Here is a 19,578-nt window from a genome sequence, read left to right as displayed (position 1 = left end):
TAATCGCTAAATCGGCTGTTTGGACAGCTTCAACCCTGCACGACGCAGGTGGCCAGGTGAGCGGCGAGCGCGTCCCAGGCAATGCTTTGTTGTTCGCCCTGGCCACGCAGGGGTTTGAAACCTACCACTTGCTGGGCCATTTCGTCGTCGCCGAGGATCAGTGCGTACAGCGCACCGCTCTTGTCGGCCTTCTTGAACTGGCTTTTGAAGCTGCCGGCGCCGGCATTGACTTGCAGGCGCAGGTTTGGAAGTTGATCGCGAACACGTTCAGCCAGGGCCAGACCGGCCAACTCGGCTTCTTCGCCGAAGGCGCACAGATAGACATCAACCTGACGGGAGATTTCTTCCGGGATCTGCTCCAGGGTTTCGAGCATCAACACCAGACGTTCGATGCCCATGGCGAAACCCACACCAGTGGTCGGCTTGCCGCCCATCTGCTCGACCAGACCGTCGTATCGGCCGCCCGCGCAGACAGTGCCCTGAGCGCCGAGCTTGTCGGTGACCCATTCGAATACGGTTTTGCTGTAGTAATCGAGGCCACGTACCAGTTTCGGGTTGAGCACGTAAGGAATGCCGACGGCATCCAGACGGGCCTTCAGGCCTTCGAAGTGGGCACGGGATTCGTCATCGAGGTAATCGGCCATTTTCGGCGCATCGACCAGCACCGCTTGGGTGTCGGCATTTTTCGTGTCGAGCACGCGCAGCGGGTTGGTTTTCAGGCGACGCTGGCTGTCTTCGTCGAGTTTGTCGTGGTGCGCCGAGAGGTACTCGACCAGCGCTTCACGATAGCGACCACGGGACTCGCTGGTACCGAGGCTGTTGAGTTCGAGCTTGACCGCATCACGAATGCCCAGCTCGCCCCACAGGCGCCAGGTCATGGTGATCAGCTCGGCGTCGATGTCCGGACCGTCGAGGTTGAAGACTTCCAGACCGATCTGGTGGAACTGGCGATAACGGCCTTTCTGCGGACGCTCGTGGCGGAACATCGGGCCGATGTACCAGAGTTTCTGCACCTGGCCACCGCCGGTGATGCCGTGTTCGAGCACAGCACGCACGCACGCTGCGGTGCCTTCCGGACGCAGGGTCAGGGAGTCGCCGTTGCGGTCTTCGAAGGTGTACATCTCTTTTTCGACGATGTCGGTCACTTCACCGATCGAGCGTTTGAACAGCTCGGTGAATTCAACGATCGGCATACGGATCTGCTTGTAACCGTAGTTATCCAGCAGCCGCGCAACGGTGCCCTCGAAATATCGCCACAGCGGGGTCTGCTCGGGCAGGATGTCGTTCATGCCACGAATGGCTTGCAGAGACTTGCTCACTATAAATCCTTAAATTCGTTCGGCGTTCAGTCAGGCTCAGCCGCGCGCGATAACTGCTGCGTCGGCTTCGACCTTTTCGGCCGCTTTCTGGCGGATCAGCTTTTCCAGCTCGTCCACCAGATTGTCATTCGTCAGTTTCTGCGACGGCTTGCCGTCGATGTAAATCAGGTTTGGCGTACCGCCGGTCAAGCCGATATGGGCTTCCTTGGCTTCGCCGGGGCCGTTGACCACACAACCGATCACCGCGACATCCAGCGGCACCAGCAGGTCTTCAAGACGCCCTTCCAGCTCGTTCATGGTTTTCACCACATCGAAGTTCTGCCGCGAGCAGCTCGGGCAGGCGATGAAGTTGATGCCACGGGAACGCAGATGCAAAGACTTGAGAATGTCGTAACCGACCTTCACTTCCTCGACCGGGTCGGCCGCCAGCGAGATGCGAATGGTATCGCCAATCCCCTCGGCGAGCAGCATACCTAGGCCCACGGCGGATTTCACTGTGCCCGAACGCAATCCACCGGCTTCGGTGATGCCCAGGTGCAGCGGCTGGACGATTTCTTTCGCCAGCAAGCGGTAGGCTTCGACGGCCATGAACACGTCAGAGGCCTTCACGCTGACCTTGAAGTCCTGGAAATTCAGGCGCTCCAGGTGTTCAACGTGACGCAGAGCGGATTCGACCAGTGCGGCCGGGGTCGGCTCGCCGTATTTCTTTTGCAGGTCTTTTTCCAGGGAACCGGCGTTGACGCCGATGCGGATCGGAATGCCGCGATCACGGGCAGCATCAACGACAGCGCGAACCCGGTCTTCACGACCGATGTTGCCCGGGTTGATGCGCAGGCAATCGACACCCAGCTCGGCGACGCGCAAGGCGATCTTGTAGTCGAAGTGAATGTCGGCAACCAGCGGCACCTTGACCAATTGCTTGATCTTGCCGAACGCCTCGGCGGCGTCCATGTCCGGCACCGAAACGCGGACGATGTCGACGCCAGCGGCTTCCAGACGGTTGATCTGCGCAACAGTGGCGGCAACGTCATTGGTGTCGCTGTTGGTCATGCTCTGCACAGCGATAGGCGCATCGCCACCCACCGGCACATTACCGACCCAGATCTTGCGCGAAACGCGACGTTTGATTGGAGATTCGCCGTGCATGACTTATTGACCCAACTTCAGGCGAGCAGTCTCGCCACTGGTGAACGGAGCGATATCGACCGGCTGGCCGTTGTAGCTGACCTGTGCGGCACGGGCAACACCCAGACGCACGGCAAGCGGTGGCTTACCGGAAACAGAGACGCTATCGCCTTTGTGCTTCAGACCACTGAACAATACTTTGCCACGGCCATCGGTGACCTGTGCCCAGCAGTCGGCGCTGAACTGCAGTTGTACCTGACCGTCGCCAGCAACAGGAGCAGCCGCTTCAGCGGTTGGCGCGGGCGTTGCAGGTACTACCGGAGCGGTAACGGTCGGGGCTGGCGTGGCTGGAACGTTTGGCGCCGGGGTGGCCGGAGTAGCGACAACCGGCGCTGACGTATGAACCGGGGCGGTCGGCGTTGCACCCGGAGCACCCAGAGCAACCGGTGCTGCCGGTGCTGCCGGTGCTGCCGGAGCAGTCGCTGGCGCGGCAGCTTCGGCACCGGTGGACTCAGCGGTGGTTGCAGACTGAGGCAGCGCCAGTGCCGTCGAACTGTCGGCCTGGTTTTCCTCGACAGCCTGGTCTTCCGGCTCGTCGATCGGGTGAATCTGGGTGGTGCCGTCAGCACCTTCGACTTCAACGTGCTCAGGCGCCAGAGACGTCAGGTCCTTGGTGCGCTGCGACGTCTGATCCTGCCACCAGACGAAACCGCCGCCGATGACCGCGATCAGCAACAGCAGGCTGACAATACGCAAAATGGTGTGAGAGACCCGCACAGGCTCTTCGATACGGCCGAGGGCATGCACGTTGCTGCCCTGGGAATCGGTGCCGGTGGACTGGTCGAATTGCTGAACCAGCACGGTCTGGTCCATGCCGAGCAATTTGGCATAGGCGCGAATGTAACCGCGAGCGAAGGTATGCCCCGGCAGCTTGTCGAAAGCGCCGGCTTCAAGATTGCTCAGGGAAGTCACGGTGAGGTTGAGCTTGAGGGCCACTTCGGCCAGCGACCAGCCATTGCTTTCGCGGGCCTGGCGCAGGGTCTCACCGGGGTTAACGCGATTCGCTGCTACAACTTCGGGATGCGCCGCTTTCATCATTGCTCCGACAGGTATTGCTGATATTCCGGCGTACCGGGATAGAGTCGTTTTAATTGCAGGCCATAACTGGCGGCCTTGTCGCGATCTTCAAACACTTTTGCCAGCCGAACGCCGAGCAATAGACTACGTGCATTTTGTTCGGTCAGCAGGCTGAATCGGTCGTAATAATCTCGCGCGGGCACATAATGCCTGTCTTCGAAGGACAACTCAGCCATTTCCAGCAATGCGCGGGGCTGTTGGCGGTTCAAACGCAGCGCCTTTTCCAGTTGCTGCTGCGCCAGATCACGCTGACCGAGTTTTGCCGCCGTCATGCCGAGGTTTTCGAACACACGCGAACGCTCAGGATACAGGGTATCGGCGGCGGCCTGTTCAAAACGCTCGTAGGCTTCTTTATAACGCTGTTGTTCGTAGAGAAAACTGCCGTAGTTGTTGAGGATGCGCGCATCGGCGGGACGGGAGGACAAAGCCTTGCGGAAGTGTTCGTCGGCCAGCTCAGGCTCCATTTCGGACTGAAACACCAGGCCGAGGGCAGCGTTGGCGTCAGGATCGGAACCGTCGATTTCCAGCGCCTTTTTCAGCGGCACCTTGGCCCGCTCGGTCATGCCCTGCTGCAAATAGCCCAGCCCCAGTTGCACGTAGGCAGCCCGCGCTTCATCGCGGCCCTTGCTGGTCTTCATCGGGTTGTAGTCACCCGACAGGACACAACCAGCACACAGGCTGGCCAACAGCAACAGCAGCGCAAAGCGCAGGGACATAGAGATCCTCTCTTAATTTGTGTTCGCGGCGTTCTGTGCCAGATCGCTGTCGGCGCTCAACTCGCGCACGGCGATGTAACGTTCGCTGCGACGGGTGCGATCCAGCACCTGCCCTACCAATTGACCACATGCAGCGTCGATGTCTTCACCACGGGTGGTGCGGACAGTGACGTTGAAACCGGCCTGATGCAACTGATCCTGGAAACGACGGATCGCGTTGTTGCTTGGCCGCTCGTACCCGGAATGCGGGAACGGGTTGAACGGAATCAGGTTGATCTTGCACGGGATATCTTTCAACAGCGCGATCATTTCCACCGCGTGCTCGACCTTGTCGTTGATGTCCTTGAGCAAGGTGTACTCGATGGTCAGCACACGTTTCTCGCCAAGGGCGGACATGTAGCGCTGGCACGACTCGAGCAGCATCTTAAGCGGATACTTCTTGTTGATCGGCACCAATTGGTTACGCAATGCGTCATTCGGTGCGTGCAGCGACAACGCCAGGGATACGTCAATGTGCTTGGCCAGCTCATCGATCATCGGCACCACACCCGAGGTGGACAGGGTCACGCGGCGCTTGGAGATCCCGTAGCCGAGGTCGTCCATCATCAGGTGCATGGCGGCGACGACGTTGTCGAAGTTCAGCAGCGGCTCACCCATGCCCATCATCACCACATTGGTGATGGCACGGTCGACGGTTGCCGGGACGCTGCCGAAAGATTTGTTGGCAATCCACACCTGGCCGATGACTTCGGCGGCGGTGAGGTTGCTATTGAAGCCTTGCTTGCCGGTGGAGCAGAAACTGCAATCCAGGGCACAGCCTGCCTGGGACGAAACGCACAGAGTGCCGCGTTTGCCCTGGGGAATGTACACGGTCTCGACGCAGCTGCCGGACGCCACGCGCACCACCCACTTACGGGTGCCGTCGCTGGAGATGTCCTCGCTGACCACTTCCGGACCACGGACTTCAGCAATCGCCTTGAGCTTGTCGCGCAAGGCCTTGCTGACGTTCGTCATGGCGTCGAAATCATCGACGCCAAAGTGGTGAATCCATTTCATTACCTGACCGGCACGGAAACGCTTCTCCCCGATTGAGTCGAAGAATTTTTCCATTTCCTGTTGAGTCAGACCCAGCAGGTTGGTTTTTACAGTCGATGTAGTCATGGATTCACCTTCACTCTTAAGCCAATGCTTAGCGAGTGGTTACTTCAGTAGCTGCGAAGAAGTACGAGATTTCACGAGCAGCTGCGGCTTCGGAGTCCGAACCGTGAACAGCGTTGGCGTCGATGGAATCAGCGAAGTCAGCGCGGATGGTGCCGGCAGCAGCTTCTTTAGGGTTGGTAGCGCCCATCAGCTCACGGTTCAGAGCGATAGCGTTTTCGCCTTCCAGAACCTGAACAACAACAGGACCGGAGATCATGAAAGCAACCAGGTCGCCGAAGAAACCGCGCTCTTTGTGCTCAGCGTAGAAGCCTTCAGCTTCAGCTTTGGACAGTTGCTTCAGTTTCGAAGCTACAACGCGCAGGCCGGCTTTTTCGAAACGAGTGGTGATTTCGCCGATGACGTTTTTTGCAACAGCGTCAGGCTTGATGATGGAGAAAGTGCGTTGAACAGCCATGGTGTAACTCCAGAAACGGTAATTTGCGAAAAATTAAACCCGCGAATTATACGCGGGTTCTTGGGTATTGCCTAACCTGCGAGGACGATCAGTCCAATTCTTCAGCCCAGAGCGTCTGAACCGCTTCCAACACCTTCTCGCCTACGCGACCAGAGGTGTTGTCGAAATCCGGCAGCTCTTTGATCCATTGCTGCAGATCGACGAAATTGACAGAAAACGGATCTACGCCCGGCTTGGCCTCGGCCAATTCTTCTGCAATACGTTGAACATCATTCCAACCGTAGCTCATGACAGTCTTACCAGTCAGTGCGGCGCTTCAGCCGCATGGTTAAGCGAATATTTCGGAATTTCGACGGTGAGATCTTCTTCACCGACAATTGCCTGACAAGCCAGACGCGATTGCGCTTCCAGGCCCCAGGCGCGATCGAGGAAGTCTTCTTCCAGCTCGTCAGCCTCTTCCAGCGAGTCGAAACCCTCGCGGATGATGCAGTGACAAGTGGTGCAAGCACACACGCCGCCGCAGGCGCTTTCCATCTCGATGTGGTGTTCGTGGGCCAGTTCGAGAATCGATGTGCCGGGCTCAGCCTCGACCACCATGCCTTCCGGGCAGAACTTCTCGTGGGGCAGAAAAATGACCTGCGGCATCAGATATCCTCGATTTCATTCAGATTGCGCCCCGACAGAGCGGCTTTCACCGTCAGATCCATGCGGCGGGCAGCAAAAGCATCGGTCACTTGCGACAGACGCTTGGTCTGCTGCTCGATGGCGTAACCATCAGTGCCTTTCATCAGTTCGGCCAGTTCCTGCAACTGCAGATCGATGACCATGCGCTCTTCGGCGTCGAGCAAACGCTCGCCATCCGCCTCCAGAGCGCCCTGCACCGCTTCAATCAGGCGCTGGGCATCGACTTGCTGCTCGCGCAGGACGCGGGCGACTTTGTCGTCATTGGCGTGCTGGAACGAATCTTTCAGCATCTTGGCGATTTCGCCGTCGGTCAGACCATAGGACGGTTTGACCTGAATGCTTGCCTCAACGCCTGAACCCAGTTCACGGGCAGACACGCTTAGCAGACCGTCGGCATCGACCTGGAAGGTCACGCGAATCTTCGCTGCACCGGCCACCATCGCCGGAATGCCGCGCAATTCGAAGCGCGCCAGCGAGCGGCAGTCGCTGATCAGCTCGCGCTCACCTTGCAGGACGTGGATCGCCATGGCCGACTGGCCGTCTTTATAAGTGGTGAAATCCTGTGCACGCGCGACGGGGATGGTGGTGTTGCGCGGAATCACCTTCTCCATCAGGCCGCCCATGGTTTCCAGCCCCAGGGACAGCGGAATCACGTCGAGCAGCAACAGTTCGCCGCCATCGCGCTTGTTGCCAGCCAGCGTATCAGCCTGGATCGCGGCACCGATGGCCACCACTTGATCCGGGTCGATTTCAGTCAGCGGCTGACGACCGAAGGCTTCGGCAACGGCTTCGCGAACACGCGGAACGCGAGTCGAACCGCCGACCATGACCACGGCGTGCACGTCTTCCAGCTCGACACCGGAGTCACGAACGGCGCGACGGCAGGCTTTCAGGCTACGAGCGACCATCGGCTCGATCAGCGCATCGAATGCTTCGCGGGTCAGCTGTGCCTTCCAGTCGCCATAGGCCACTTCAACGCTGGCCGCATCGGTCAGGGTTTCTTTGGCCGCACAAGCAGTTTGCAGCAGATTGCGTTGTGCGCCCGGGTCGAGATCGGCGGACAGACCAGCGCTCTCGATGATCCAGCCAGCAATCGCGTGATCGAAGTCATCGCCACCCAGCGCGCTGTCGCCGCCGGTTGCCAGCACTTCGAAAACGCCGCCAGTCAGACGCAGAATGGAAATATCGAAGGTGCCGCCGCCCAAGTCATAAATCGCCACCAGGCCTTCGGCGTGTTGATCCAGACCATAAGCCACGGCGGCTGCGGTCGGCTCGTTGAGCAGACGCAGCACGTTCAAACCGGCGAGTTTCGCCGCATCCTTGGTGGCTTGGCGCTGAGCATCATCGAAGTACGCCGGAACGGTAATTACCGCGCCAACCAGCTCGCCACCCAAGGTCGCCTCAGCGCGTTGACGCAGCACCTTGAGGATGTCGGCGGAGACTTCGACCGGGCTTTTCGGGCCTTGCACGGTGTCGATGAACGGCATGTGCGATTCGCCACCGACAAAGCGGTATGGCAGTTGTTCGCCCAATTGCTTGACGTCGGACAGACCACGACCCATCAAGCGCTTGACCGACAGCACGGTGTTCAAAGGATCGGAAGCGGCGGCCAGCTTGGCCGACTCGCCGACTTCGATATGATCGGCGTGGTAACGCACGGCGGACGGCAGGATGACCTGCCCGTTTGCGTCAGCCAGCGGCTCGGAAAGACCACTGCGCAACGCAGCGACCAGCGAATTGGTAGTGCCCAAGTCGATCCCCACAGCCAGACGACGCTGGTGCGGTTGAGGACTTTGGCCGGGTTCGGCGATCTGCAGTAGGGCCATCGTGATCAGGACTTATCTGTATATCAGGCGTGCGACCGGAGCGGCACTGGGTTAATCGTCGAGGCGCTCTTCTAACTGGCGCACTTCGTAGGTGAGCTTGTCGAGAAACTGCATGCGCCGCATCAGGCGTTCGGCCTGTTCGCGTTGCGCCGCGTCATCCCAGCAAGCTGCGAAACTTTCGTTGAGTTCTTCCTGAGCCACTTTCAAGCGCCGCTTGAAAACGGCGACGCCGTCGAGGTCGGCACTGTCCTGGAGGTCTTCAAGTTCTTCGCGCCATTGCATCTGCTGCAGAAGAAACTCGGGGTCGTGGACCGTGACTTCCATCGGCACTTCATGCCCGCTGATGGTCAGCAGGTAGCGTGCGCGCTGGGCCGGACTCTTGAGCGTCTGATAGGCGTCGTTGAGCCGCGCAGACTGCTCAAGCGCCGACCGCTGCTCACGCTCGGAAGCGTCGGCAAATCGGTCAGGATGAACGCCGCGCGCCAACTCACGATAGCGCGTGGCCAACTGCTCGAGATCCAGACGGAAACCCGGTTGCAGCTCGAATAAAGCGAAATGACAAGGAATACCCACGACAAGCCTCAGATGTTGAAGCTTTCGCCGCAGCCACATTCACCGCGTACGTTGGGGTTGTTGAACTTGAAGCCTTCGTTCAACCCTTCCTTGACGAAATCGAGCTCGGTGCCGTCCAGGTAGGCCAGGCTTTTCGGGTCGATGATCACTTTTTCGCCGTGACTTTCGAACACCTGATCCTCTGCAACCACCTCGTCGACAAACTCCAGCACGTAGGCAAGGCCGGAACAGCCTGTGGTGCGAACACCCAGACGAATCCCTTCACCTTTGCCGCGCCCGTCGAGGGAGCGCCGCACGTGTCGAGCAGCCGCTTCTGTCATGCTGATAGCCATCGGTGACTCCTTACTCGTCGCCAAATCCAGAAAGTCAGATCAAGCCTTTCTTCTGCTTGTAATCGCGAACAGCCGCTTTGATAGCGTCTTCAGCCAGTACCGAGCAGTGAATCTTCACTGGCGGCAGGGCCAGTTCTTCGGCCAGCTGGGTGTTCTTGATGGTTTCGGCTTCGTCCAGGGTCTTGCCCTTCATCCACTCGGTGGCGAGGGAGCTGGAAGCGATGGCCGAACCGCAACCGTAGGTCTTGAACTTGGCGTCTTCGATAACGCCCTGATCGTTGACCTTGATTTGCAGACGCATCACGTCGCCGCACGCCGGAGCGCCGACCATGCCGGTGCCGACATCAGGATCTTCCGCGTTCATCTTGCCGACGTTGCGCGGGTTTTCGTAGTGGTCGATGACCTTGTCGCTGTAAGCCATGATTCTCAATCCTCACTCATCAGGGCCGCTCTTGAGACCCTGCAACTGCGCTGCGTAAACCGCCGCGTCGCTACAGGATCTGTATCTGGCGGCTTCTATATTTAGTGTGCCGCCCACTCGATTTTCGAGATATCGACGCCGTCTTTGTACATGTCCCACAGCGGCGACAAAGCGCGCAGCTTGGTAACGGCCTCGCAGACTTTCTGCGCGGCGTAGTCGATTTCTTCTTCAGTGGTGAATCGGCCGAAGGTGAAGCGGATCGAGCTGTGTGCCAGCTCGTCGTTGCGGCCCAGGGCGCGCAGTACGTACGACGGCTCCAACGATGCCGAGGTGCAGGCCGAACCGGACGATACCGCCAGATCCTTGAGCGCCATGATCAGCGACTCGCCTTCAACGTAGTTGAAGCTCAGGTTCAGGTTGTGCGGAACGCGGGCGGTCAGGCTGCCGTTGACGTACAGCTCTTCCAGATGCTCGACCTGTTTGTAGAAACGGTCGCTCAAGGCTTTGATACGGACGTTCTCTGCAGCCATGTCTTCCTTGGCTACGCGGAACGCTTCACCCATGCCGACGATCTGGTGGGTCGCCAGGGTGCCGGAACGCATGCCACGCTCGTGACCGCCGCCGTGCATGGTCGCTTCGATGCGCACACGCGGCTTGCGGCTGACGTACAGCGCGCCGATGCCTTTAGGGCCGTAGGTTTTGTGGGCGGAGAACGACATCATGTCGACTTTCAGCTTCTGCAGGTCGATTTCGACCTTGCCAGTGGACTGAGCGGCGTCGACGTGGAACAGAACGCCCTTGGCGCGCAGCATTTCGCCGATCGCGGCGATGTCGTTAACGGTGCCGATTTCGTTGTTCACGTGCATTACGGAGACCAGAATGGTGTCTTCGCGCAGTGCAGCTTCAATCATGGCCGGGGTGATCAGACCGTCTTCGGTCGGCTCGAGGTAAGTAACCTCGAAACCTTCACGCTCCAGTTGGCGCATGGTGTCGAGGACAGCCTTGTGCTCGATCTTGGAGGTGATCAGGTGCTTGCCCTTGGAGCCGTAGAAATGTGCCGCACCCTTGATTGCCAGGTTGTCGGACTCGGTGGCACCGGAAGTCCAGACGATTTCACGCGGGTCGGCGTTGACCAGATCGGCCACCTGACGACGGGCGTTTTCAACGGACTCTTCAGCCTTCCAGCCGAACACGTGGGAACGGGACGCCGGGTTACCGAAGTTTCCGTCGACCAGCAGGCATTCACTCATTTTTTGCGCAACACGCGGATCAACCGGGGTGGTCGCAGAGTAATCAAGGTAAATCGGCAATTTCATGGACTATCTCCTAAATCAGGGCTGGCGTGCCGCTAGCTCTTTGGCTGTCATTCGACGGCGGACGCTTCAATCTTGTCCAGGCGTGGCGCCTTGCTGTTGCAACGACGCTGGTCCTGACGCTGGGCTACTTCTTGCACCTCACGGCGAGTCACAAGATCAGCCAAGCTGATACCACTTAGAAATTCGTGAATCTGCAGGCTCAGGTCGCACCACAGATGATGGGTCAGGCAGGTGTCGCCGGAATGGCAATCGCCTTGGCCCTGGCATTTGGTGGCATCAACCGATTCGTTTACCGCATCGATCACCTGAGCGACCTGGATGCCCTGCATGTCGCGGGACAACTGGTAGCCACCACCCGGGCCGCGAACGCTGGAAACCAGGTTGCTGCGGCGCAGCTTGGCGAACAGCTGTTCGAGGTAGGACAGGGAGATGCCTTGGCGCTCGGAGATATCGGCCAGGGACACGGGCCCGTGCTGCGCGTGCAACGCCAGGTCAAGCATGGCGGTCACGGCGTATCGGCCTTTTGTAGTCAGTCGCATGGACAGTTACCACGGAGTTCAGAATGGGGCGAGTATGCAATTCCCGAGTATTTAAGTCAACTTTAAGACCTAGTACTTTAGTCAGGTTTACCCGCAAAAGAGCGCGCGAATGATAGCAGGGTCTGCGGCTTAATGGCACACCGGCTGGCGCAAGCCTTTCTAGGAGCTGCCGCAGGCTGCGATCTTTTGATTTTGCTCTTTAGAAGATCAAGGGATCGCAGCCTTCGGCAGCTCCTACAGGGGGCGTTAGCTGGCCTTGGACTCGTCTTTGCCTTTGACGCAGGCGAAGTCTTCTTCACGCAGCTCAGGCAGATCTTTCGCACAGTAATTGCTGCCCAGATCCTTCAGAGCCCCGCACATCCCCTCCAGCCGCCCGTCCACCGCTTGCAAGTGATCGAGCAACTGACCAATGGCGCGCGCCACCGGGTCAGGCATGTCTTCGCTGACGCCGTAGGCATCGAAACCGATCTTCTCGGCCATGGCCTTGCGCTTGGCGTCCTGCTCTTCGTCGGATTTGACGATGATGCGCCCCGGAATACCGACAACAGTGGCGCCCGGCGGCACTTCTTTGGTCACCACGGCGTTGGAACCAACCTTGGCGCCGGCGCCGACCGTGAACGGGCCAAGCACCTTGGCGCCCGCGCCCACGACCACACCATCACCCAGCGTCGGGTGGCGCTTGCCTTTGTTCCAACTGGTGCCACCCAGGGTCACGCCCTGATAAATGGTCACGTCATCACCAATCTCGGCGGTCTCACCGATGACAATGCCCATGCCGTGGTCGATGAAGAAGCGACGACCGACCTTGGCCCCCGGATGAATCTCGATCCCGGTCAACCAGCGACCGAAATTCGACACCAGCCGCGCCAGCCATTTCAGCTCATTGCGCCAGAGCATGCCGGCCAATCGATGGATCCAGATCGCATGCATGCCGGGGTAGCAGGTCAGGACTTCAAAAGCGTTACGCGCCGCCGGGTCTCGATGGAATACGCTCTGGATATCTTCACGCAAACGCTCAAACATCATTTAGTCCTTCCGCTTAAGAAGCTCACCACGGGCCGCTTTCTGGGTTTCCGTGAGGATGCCACGCAAAATATTCATTTCCGCCCGGCTGACCGAGCTGCGTCCGTACAACCGGCGCAGGCGCGCCATCAAGTGCCGCGGCTTTTCCGGATCGAGGAATTCGATGGCGACCAGCGTCTGCTCCAGATGCTCATAGAATCGCTCCAGCTCATCCATGGTCGCCAGCTCGGCACTTTTCACCGAAGCCACTTCTTCTTTCTCGATCTTGCTCGGCTGACCTTGGGCGGCCAGCCAGGCCATGCGCACTTCGTAGCTCAACACCTGCACCGCCGCGCCGAGGTTCAGCGAACTGAACTCAGGGTCGGAGGGGATGTGCACGTGAAAGTGACATCGCTGCAGCTCGTCATTGGTCAGGCCGGAATCTTCGCGACCGAACACCAGGGCGATTTCAGCGCCCTGCCCGGCTTCCTCGACCACTTTGGTGCCGCACTCGCGCGGATCCAGCAGCGGCCAGGGAATACGCCGGTCACGGGCGCTGGTGCCAAGCACCAGATTGCAGCCGACCAAGGCGTCTTCCAAAGTGGCGACGACTTGCGCATTTTCAAGGATGTCACCGGCACCGGAAGCACGAGCGTCGGCTTCGTGATGCGGGAAGACCCGCGGTTCGACCAGCACCAATCGCGACAGACCCATGTTTTTCATGGCGCGCGCGGCCCCGCCGATGTTGCCGGGGTGGCTGGTATTGACCAGGACGACACGAATGTTCTGCAGCAAGGGAGGCGCTCTCGGACACAGGAAAGGGGTGCAAATCTTACAGAACAGCCTACCGTTAAGCTATGAAAGCGAACAGCGTCCTTCACCTGAAGAAAAGTTCTGATAGAATGCGCGGCTTTCTTTAACAACCTTAGGTGACACATCCATGCAGCCCATGCTGAATATCGCGCTGCGCGCCGCCCGCAGCGCCAGTGAACTGATCTTCCGCTCCATCGAGCGCCTGGATACCATCAAGGTCGACGAAAAAGACGCCAAGGATTATGTATCCGAGGTCGATCGCGCCGCTGAACAGAAAATCATCGACGCCCTGCGCAAGGCTTACCCGAATCACTCGATCCAGGGTGAAGAGACTGGCCTGCACGCCGGCACCGGCATCGAAGGCGAAGAGTACCTGTGGATCATCGATCCACTGGACGGCACCACCAACTTCCTGCGTGGCATTCCGCACTTCGCTGTCAGCATTGCCTGTAAGTACCGTGGCCGCCTGGAACACGCAGTGGTTCTGGACCCGGTTCGCCAGGAAGAATTCACCGCCAGCCGTGGTCGCGGCGCTCAACTGAACGGTCGCCGTCTGCGCGTCAGCGGTCGCACCAGCCTCGACGGCGCTCTGCTGGGTACTGGCTTCCCGTTCCGTGACGACCAGATGGACAACCTCGACAACTACCTGGGCATGTTCCGCGCCCTGGTTGGCCAGACCGCCGGCATCCGCCGCGCCGGTTCCGCCAGCCTGGACCTGGCTTACGTCGCTGCCGGTCGTTTCGACGCGTTCTGGGAATCGGGCCTGTCCGAGTGGGACATGGCTGCAGGCGCCCTGCTGATTCAAGAGGCCGGCGGCCTGGTGAGCGACTTCACCGGTGGTCACGACTTCCTTGAAAAGGGCCACATCGTTGCCGGCAACACCAAATGCTTCAAGGCAGTTCTGACGGCAATCCAGCCGCACCTGCCGGCTTCGCTGAAGCGCTAAGCTTTTCGCGAAACGCAAAAAGCACCCTTCGGGGTGCTTTTTTTATGCCTGGAATTCGATCTTCAGATCACCAAAATCTTCATGTGGGAGCGAGCCTGCTCGCCCCCACAAGGGATCACGGCACAGCCAGAAATGGCGGGCACAAAAAAAGCACCCCGCAGGGTGCTTCTTGTTAAAACAGTCGGACCTTACTGAGCCGGCTCATTCTGCGACAGAATCAGCTTGCCTTCCTTGTCGACCGGAATCTGGTTGCCCGGATCGCGATCCATCCGCACTTTGCCTTCCTTGCCATCGAGCGAGTAACGCACGTCGTACCCGACAACCTTGTCACTGATGTCATTAACCGTATTACAACGGGTTTGCGTGGTGGTGTAGGTGTCACGCTCTTGCATGCCTTCCTGCACCTTGTTGCCCGCATAACCGCCACCGACCGCACCGGCCACCGTGGCAATTTTCTTGCCGGTGCCGCCGCCAATCTGATTACCCAGCAAACCACCTGCCAGCGCACCGACAACGGTACCGGCAATCTGGTGTTGATCTTTTACCGGTGCCTGACGCGTCACTGTCACGTCCTTGCACACTTCACGTGGAGTCTTGATCTGTGTTTTAACCGGTTCGACGGCCAATACTTGCGCATACTCAGGGCCGCTTTTAACCAGGCTGTAGGTGGCAACAGCACCCCCGGCAGTCACACCGACAGCACCCAATACCGCACCAACCAGCAACGACTTGTTCACATGAACCTCCTGACCATCACATGCGGGACGCGCCCGCGCTTCTCCCAGCCTTGGAGCATAAAAAAAGGCGCGAGTTCAACTCGCGCCTTTCTTGGGCTGACAGCCGGGAAAACGATGGCCGTTATGGACGGTCGTCGACTTCCTTCTCGGTGTTCGCCGGAGGAATCAGATCCTCGGTGCTCAGGTTCAGCCAGATCAGCACCACGTTAGCGATGTAGATCGACGAGTAAGTACCCGCCAGAACACCAATAAACAGCGCGATCGAGAAGCCGAACAGGTTATCGCCACCGAAGAACAGCAGCGCTGCGATCGCCAGCAAGGTGGAGATCGACGTCGCCATGGTGCGCAACAGGGTCTGCGTGGTCGAGATGTTGATGTTCTCGATCAGCGTTGCCTTGCGCAGCACACGGAAGTTCTCACGAACTCGGTCGAATACCACGATGGTGTCGTTCAGCGAGTAACCGATGATCGCCAGCACCGCCGCCAGTACGGTCAGATCGAAGGTGATCTGGAAGAACGACAGGATACCAATGGTCACGATCACGTCGTGAATCAGCGAAACGATGGCGCCGACCGCGAACTTCCACTGAAAGCGGAAAGCCAGGTAGATCAGGATGCCGCCGAGCGCCAGCAGCATGCCGAGGCCGCCCTGGTCGCGCAGCTCTTCACCGACCTGCGGGCCGACGAACTCGACACGCTTGACCGTTGCCGGGTTGTCGCCGCCGAGCTTCTGCAGCGCCTCCGCGACCTGATGGCCCAGCTGCGGGTCTTCACCCGGCATGCGCACCAGCAGATCGGTGGTTGCACCAAAGCTCTGCACGATGGCTTCGTGGTAACCCGAAGTCACCAGCTCTTCACGCACCTTGGTGACATCGGCCGGACGCTCGTAGGTCAGCTCGATGAGCGTACCGCCGGTGAAGTCCAGACCCCAGTTCATACCCTTGGTCACGACACTGAATATAGCCAGCAACGTGAGAAACACTGTGACGCCGAACGCGAAGTTGCGAACGCCCATGAAGTTGATTGTACGTAACATGGCAGCCCCTTAAATCCACAACTTCTTGAAGTCACGTCCGCCGAAGATCAGGTTGACCATTGCGCGGGTCACCATGATGGCCGTGAACATCGAGGTAAAGATCCCGAGGGACATGGTCACCGCGAAACCTTTGACCGGGCCGGTGCCCATGGCAAAGAGAATCCCGCCGACCAACAACGTGGTCAGGTTGGCGTCGAGAATCGCGGTGAATGCCCGGCCGAAGCCTTCGTTGATTGCGCGCTGCACGGTCATGCCGGCGGCGATCTCTTCACGGATCCGCGAGAAGATCAGCACGTTGGCGTCGACCGCCATACCCATGGTCAGCACGATACCGGCGATACCCGGCAGGGTCAGCGTTGCCCCCAGCAGCGACATCAGGGCCAGCAGCAACACCATGTTCACCGCCAGTGCGACGGTGGCGATGATGCCGAAGAAGCGGTAGATGGCGATGATGAACAGCGACACGAACAGCATGCCCCACAGCGACGCATCGATACCTTTGGTGATGTTGTCAGCACCCAGGCTCGGGCCGATGGTGCGCTCTTCAGCGAAGTACATCGGAGCAGCCAGACCACCGGCACGCAGCAGCAGCGCCAGTTCGGACGATTCGCCCTGACCGTTCAGGCCAGTGATGCGGAACTGAGCACCCAGCGGCGACTGAATGGTCGCCAGGCTGATGATCTTCTTCTCTTCTTTGAACGTTTGAACGGCAACGTCTTTCTCGACGCCATCAACCACTTGCTTGGTGTAAGTGGTGACCGGACGCTGTTCGATGAAGATCACCGCCATGCTGCGACCGACGTTCGAACGGGTGGCGCGGCTCATCAGCTCGCCGCCGTGACCATCCAGACGGATGTTCACTTCAGGTGTGCCGTGCTCGCCGAAACCGGCCTTGGCGTCGGTAACCTGGTCACCGGTGATGATCAGGCCACGCTCGATCTGCGCTGGCGGACGATTGCCTTCACGGAACTCGAAGGTTTCGGAAGTGGCTTTCGAAGCGCCAGGCTCTGCAGCCAGACGGAACTCAAGGTTGGCCGTCTTGCCGAGAATACGCTTGGCTTCGGCAGTGTCCTGCACGCCCGGCAGCTCAACCACGATGCGGTTGGCGCCCTGACGCTGAACGATCGGTTCGGCAACACCCAGCTCGTTGACGCGGTTACGTACCGTGGTCAAGTTCTGCTTGATGGAGTATTCACGGATTTCCGCCAGCTTGGCCGGGGTCATCGCCAGACGCAGCACCGGTTGACCGTTGAGGTCGGCCGGAACAATGTCGAAATCGTTGAAGTTCTTGCGGATCAGTGCACGGGCCTGTTCGCGGGAGTCTTCATCGCTGAAGCCCAACTGAATGGCACCGCCCAGTTGCGGCAGACTGCGATAGCGCAGCTTCTCTTTGCGCAGCAGGCTCTTGACGTCGCCTTCGTAGACTTTCAGGCGTGCATCGAGGGCTTTGTCCATGTCCACTTCCAGCAGGAAGTGCACACCACCGGACAAATCCAGACCCAGCTTCATCGGGTGCGCGCCCAGATTGCGCAGCCATTGCGGGGTGGTCTGTGCCAGGTTCAGCGCGACGACGTAGTCATCACCCAATGCCTTGCGCACAACGTCTTTGGCCGGCAACTGATCTTCAGCCTTGCTCAGACGGATCAGACCGCCCTTGCCGTTGGCGGCCAGCGTGGCTGCCTTGACGTTGATCCCGGACTCTTTGAGCGCTGTGCTTACGCGATCAAGATCGGCCTGATTGACCTGCAGGGCCGTGCTGGCGCCGCTGATCTGAATGGCCGGGTCATCGGGGTATAGATTGGGAGCGGAATAAATCAGACCGATCGCCAGCACCGCCAGGATCAGAATGTATTTCCACAGAGGATATTTGTTCAGCATCACGCCGCCCGTTATGAACGCGGGGCGCCTTGCGCGCCCCGTCGATTGAGTAGAAGTTGGAACCTTAGATCGCTTTCAGCGTGCCTTTTGGCAGCGTGGCGGCGATGGCGCCTTTCTGGAACTTCATTTCCACGGTGTCGGAAACTTCCAGAACCACGAAGTCATCGGCCACTTTGGTGATCTTGCCAGCGATGCCGCCGGTGGTGACCACTTCGTCGCCCTTCTGCAGGCTGCTCAGCAGGTTCTTCTGCTCTTTGGCGCGCTTGGCCTGTGGACGCCAGATCATCAGGTAGAAGATGACCAGGAAGCCGACCAGGAAAATCCACTCGAAACCGCCGCCCATTGGGCCGGCAGCAGCCGGTGCAGCCGCGTCAGCCATGGCGTTAGAGATAAAAAAGCTCATTTAGCACTCCAGTTGCAAATGTTGAATCTTGGGGTCAGAAAACTCAGTCCAAAGGCGGAACGGGGAGCCCGCGTTTGGCGTAGAAGGCATCGACAAAGGCGGCCAATGTACCCTGTTGAATAGCCTCGCGCAAACCAGCCATCAGCACCTGATAATGGCGCAAGTTATGGATGGTATTGAGCATGCTTCCCAGCATTTCGCCGCACTTGTCCAGGTGATGCAGATAAGCGCGGGAGAAGTTCTGGCAGGTATAGCAATCGCAGGTCGGATCCAGCGGCGATTCATCATGGCGATGGAACGCGTTACGGATCTTCAGCACGCCTGTATCAATGAACAGATGCCCATTGCGAGCATTACGGGTTGGCATCACGCAATCGAACATGTCCACACCGCGGCGCACACCCTCAACCAGATCTTCCGGTTTGCCAACGCCCATAAGGTAACGAGGTTTGTCAGCCGGCATCATGCCCGGCAGATAATCCAAAACTTTGATCATCTCGTGCTTCGGCTCGCCCACCGACAGACCGCCGATAGCGAGGCCATCGAAGCCGATCTTGTCGAGGCCTTCGAGCGAACGCATGCGCAGATCCTGGTGCATGCCGCCCTGCACGATGCCGAACAACGCTGCGGTGTTGTCACCGTGAGCATTTTTCGAACGCTGAGCCCAGCGCAGCGACAATTCCATCGATACGCGCGCGACGTCTTCGTCAGCCGGATATGGCGTGCATTCGTCGAAGATCATCACGATGTCAGAGCCGAGATCGCGCTGCACCTGCATCGATTCTTCCGGGCCCATGAACACTTTGGCGCCGTCGACCGGAGAGGCGAAGGTCACGCCCTCCTCCTTGATCTTGCGCATCGCGCCGAGGCTGAACACCTGAAAACCACCGGAGTCGGTGAGGATCGGGCCTTTCCACTGCATGAAATCGTGCAGGTCGCCGTGTTCCTTGATCACTTGGGTGCCAGGACGCAGCCACAGGTGGAAGGTGTTGCCCAGAATGATTTCTGCGCCAGTGGCAACGATGTCACGCGGCAACATGCCCTTGACCGTGCCGTAGGTGCCCACCGGCATGAACGCCGGGGTCTCGACGGTGCCACGCGGGAAGGTCAGACGACCACGACGGGCCTTGCCATCGGTAGCAAGGAGCTCAAAGGACATT

At 59.1% G+C, this 19,578-nt stretch carries 22 protein-coding genes; 1 reads left to right on the top strand and 21 read right to left on the bottom strand.

Going from position 1 to position 19,578, the window contains the following annotated elements:
* Positions 1–29 precede the first annotated feature (29 nt).
* The 16 genes from hisS to trmJ form a co-directional block, all read right to left on the bottom strand.
* The gene (gene hisS / locus M9827_RS16950; RefSeq protein ID WP_016984369.1) at positions 30–1,319 is read right to left on the bottom strand and encodes a histidine--tRNA ligase; all 1,290 of its coding nucleotides are present in this window, start codon (positions 1,317–1,319) and stop codon (positions 30–32) included.
* A gap of 36 nt (positions 1,320–1,355) precedes the next feature.
* Positions 1,356–2,465, bottom strand: a complete 1,110-nt coding sequence (ispG, locus tag M9827_RS16945) for a flavodoxin-dependent (E)-4-hydroxy-3-methylbut-2-enyl-diphosphate synthase (protein ID WP_003227888.1) — start codon at positions 2,463–2,465, stop codon at positions 1,356–1,358.
* A gap of 3 nt (positions 2,466–2,468) precedes the next feature.
* Positions 2,469–3,539 carry a RodZ domain-containing protein gene (locus tag M9827_RS16940; RefSeq protein WP_250606274.1) on the bottom strand — a complete coding sequence of 357 codons (1,071 nt, stop codon included), beginning with the start codon at positions 3,537–3,539 and terminating at the stop codon, positions 2,469–2,471.
* Positions 3,539–4,297 carry a type IV pilus biogenesis/stability protein PilW gene (gene pilW, locus M9827_RS16935; RefSeq protein WP_007916880.1) on the bottom strand — a complete coding sequence of 253 codons (759 nt, stop codon included), beginning with the start codon at positions 4,295–4,297 and terminating at the stop codon, positions 3,539–3,541. The genes M9827_RS16940 and pilW overlap by 1 nt, the downstream gene beginning before the upstream one ends.
* Before the next feature lie 12 nt (positions 4,298–4,309).
* Positions 4,310–5,458 carry a dual-specificity RNA methyltransferase RlmN gene (gene rlmN, locus M9827_RS16930; protein WP_025109218.1) on the bottom strand — a complete coding sequence of 383 codons (1,149 nt, stop codon included), beginning with the start codon at positions 5,456–5,458 and terminating at the stop codon, positions 4,310–4,312.
* A 28-nt stretch (positions 5,459–5,486) separates the two neighbouring features.
* Complete coding sequence (gene ndk, locus M9827_RS16925) at positions 5,487–5,912, bottom strand: nucleoside-diphosphate kinase (RefSeq protein WP_250606273.1); 426 nt, start codon at positions 5,910–5,912, stop codon at positions 5,487–5,489.
* 88 nt (positions 5,913–6,000) lie between these two features.
* Positions 6,001–6,201, bottom strand: coding sequence for a Fe-S cluster assembly protein IscX (gene iscX, locus M9827_RS16920; protein ID WP_008084655.1), 201 nt, complete (start codon positions 6,199–6,201; stop codon positions 6,001–6,003).
* Positions 6,202–6,215: 14 nt separating this feature from the next.
* Entirely contained in the window at positions 6,216–6,557 is a 342-nt protein-coding gene (gene fdx, locus M9827_RS16915; protein ID WP_041071821.1) for an ISC system 2Fe-2S type ferredoxin, read from the bottom strand.
* A complete protein-coding gene (gene hscA / locus M9827_RS16910; protein ID WP_250606272.1) occupies positions 6,557–8,422 on the bottom strand; it encodes a Fe-S protein assembly chaperone HscA in 1,866 nt (621 codons plus the stop codon). The genes fdx and hscA overlap by 1 nt, the downstream gene beginning before the upstream one ends.
* Positions 8,423–8,473: 51 nt before the next feature.
* The gene (gene hscB, locus M9827_RS16905) at positions 8,474–8,995 is read right to left on the bottom strand and encodes a co-chaperone HscB (RefSeq protein ID WP_007916889.1); all 522 of its coding nucleotides are present in this window, start codon (positions 8,993–8,995) and stop codon (positions 8,474–8,476) included.
* An 8-nt stretch (positions 8,996–9,003) separates the two neighbouring features.
* On the bottom strand, positions 9,004–9,327 hold the full coding sequence (gene iscA, locus M9827_RS16900) for an iron-sulfur cluster assembly protein IscA (protein WP_003227904.1): 324 nt from the start codon (positions 9,325–9,327) through the stop codon (positions 9,004–9,006).
* Between the two features lie 34 nt (positions 9,328–9,361).
* Complete coding sequence (gene iscU, locus M9827_RS16895; protein WP_250606271.1) at positions 9,362–9,748, bottom strand: Fe-S cluster assembly scaffold IscU; 387 nt, start codon at positions 9,746–9,748, stop codon at positions 9,362–9,364.
* A gap of 101 nt (positions 9,749–9,849) precedes the next feature.
* Positions 9,850–11,064, bottom strand: a complete 1,215-nt coding sequence (locus M9827_RS16890) for an IscS subfamily cysteine desulfurase (protein WP_007916899.1) — start codon at positions 11,062–11,064, stop codon at positions 9,850–9,852.
* Positions 11,065–11,111: 47 nt separating this feature from the next.
* Complete coding sequence (iscR, locus tag M9827_RS16885; protein ID WP_003227911.1) at positions 11,112–11,603, bottom strand: Fe-S cluster assembly transcriptional regulator IscR; 492 nt, start codon at positions 11,601–11,603, stop codon at positions 11,112–11,114.
* 246 nt (positions 11,604–11,849) lie between these two features.
* Complete coding sequence (gene cysE / locus M9827_RS16880; protein WP_007916901.1) at positions 11,850–12,626, bottom strand: serine O-acetyltransferase; 777 nt, start codon at positions 12,624–12,626, stop codon at positions 11,850–11,852.
* 3 nt (positions 12,627–12,629) lie between these two features.
* Entirely contained in the window at positions 12,630–13,400 is a 771-nt protein-coding gene (gene trmJ / locus M9827_RS16875; RefSeq protein WP_095122505.1) for a tRNA (cytosine(32)/uridine(32)-2'-O)-methyltransferase TrmJ, read from the bottom strand.
* A gap of 145 nt (positions 13,401–13,545) precedes the next feature.
* Here trmJ and suhB point away from each other — a divergent pair, with 145 nt between their 5' ends.
* The gene (gene suhB / locus M9827_RS16870; RefSeq protein WP_016773320.1) at positions 13,546–14,364 is read left to right on the top strand and encodes a type III secretion system regulator SuhB; all 819 of its coding nucleotides are present in this window, start codon (positions 13,546–13,548) and stop codon (positions 14,362–14,364) included.
* Between the two features lie 188 nt (positions 14,365–14,552).
* Here the strand turns inward: suhB and M9827_RS16865 are convergent, their stop codons facing one another.
* The 5 genes from M9827_RS16865 to tgt form a co-directional block, all read right to left on the bottom strand.
* On the bottom strand, positions 14,553–15,101 hold the full coding sequence (locus M9827_RS16865; RefSeq protein WP_007916907.1) for a glycine zipper 2TM domain-containing protein: 549 nt from the start codon (positions 15,099–15,101) through the stop codon (positions 14,553–14,555).
* Between the two features lie 121 nt (positions 15,102–15,222).
* The gene (secF, locus tag M9827_RS16860; protein ID WP_250606270.1) at positions 15,223–16,137 is read right to left on the bottom strand and encodes a protein translocase subunit SecF; all 915 of its coding nucleotides are present in this window, start codon (positions 16,135–16,137) and stop codon (positions 15,223–15,225) included.
* A gap of 9 nt (positions 16,138–16,146) precedes the next feature.
* Positions 16,147–18,015: a protein translocase subunit SecD gene (gene secD / locus M9827_RS16855; RefSeq protein WP_123453936.1), complete on the bottom strand. Its 1,869-nt coding sequence runs from the start codon at positions 18,013–18,015 to the stop codon at positions 16,147–16,149.
* Positions 18,016–18,079: 64 nt separating this feature from the next.
* Positions 18,080–18,418: a preprotein translocase subunit YajC gene (yajC, locus tag M9827_RS16850; RefSeq protein WP_007916913.1), complete on the bottom strand. Its 339-nt coding sequence runs from the start codon at positions 18,416–18,418 to the stop codon at positions 18,080–18,082.
* Positions 18,419–18,461: 43 nt separating this feature from the next.
* On the bottom strand, positions 18,462–19,577 hold the full coding sequence (tgt, locus tag M9827_RS16845) for a tRNA guanosine(34) transglycosylase Tgt (protein WP_162130185.1): 1,116 nt from the start codon (positions 19,575–19,577) through the stop codon (positions 18,462–18,464).
* Position 19,578: the final 1 nt, after the last annotated feature.

The sequence above is a fragment of the Pseudomonas sp. AKS31 genome, from assembly GCF_023634765.1.
Taxonomy (GTDB): Bacteria; Pseudomonadota; Gammaproteobacteria; order Pseudomonadales; family Pseudomonadaceae; genus Aquipseudomonas.
This window is presented reverse-complemented; position numbering and strand designations above follow the sequence as displayed.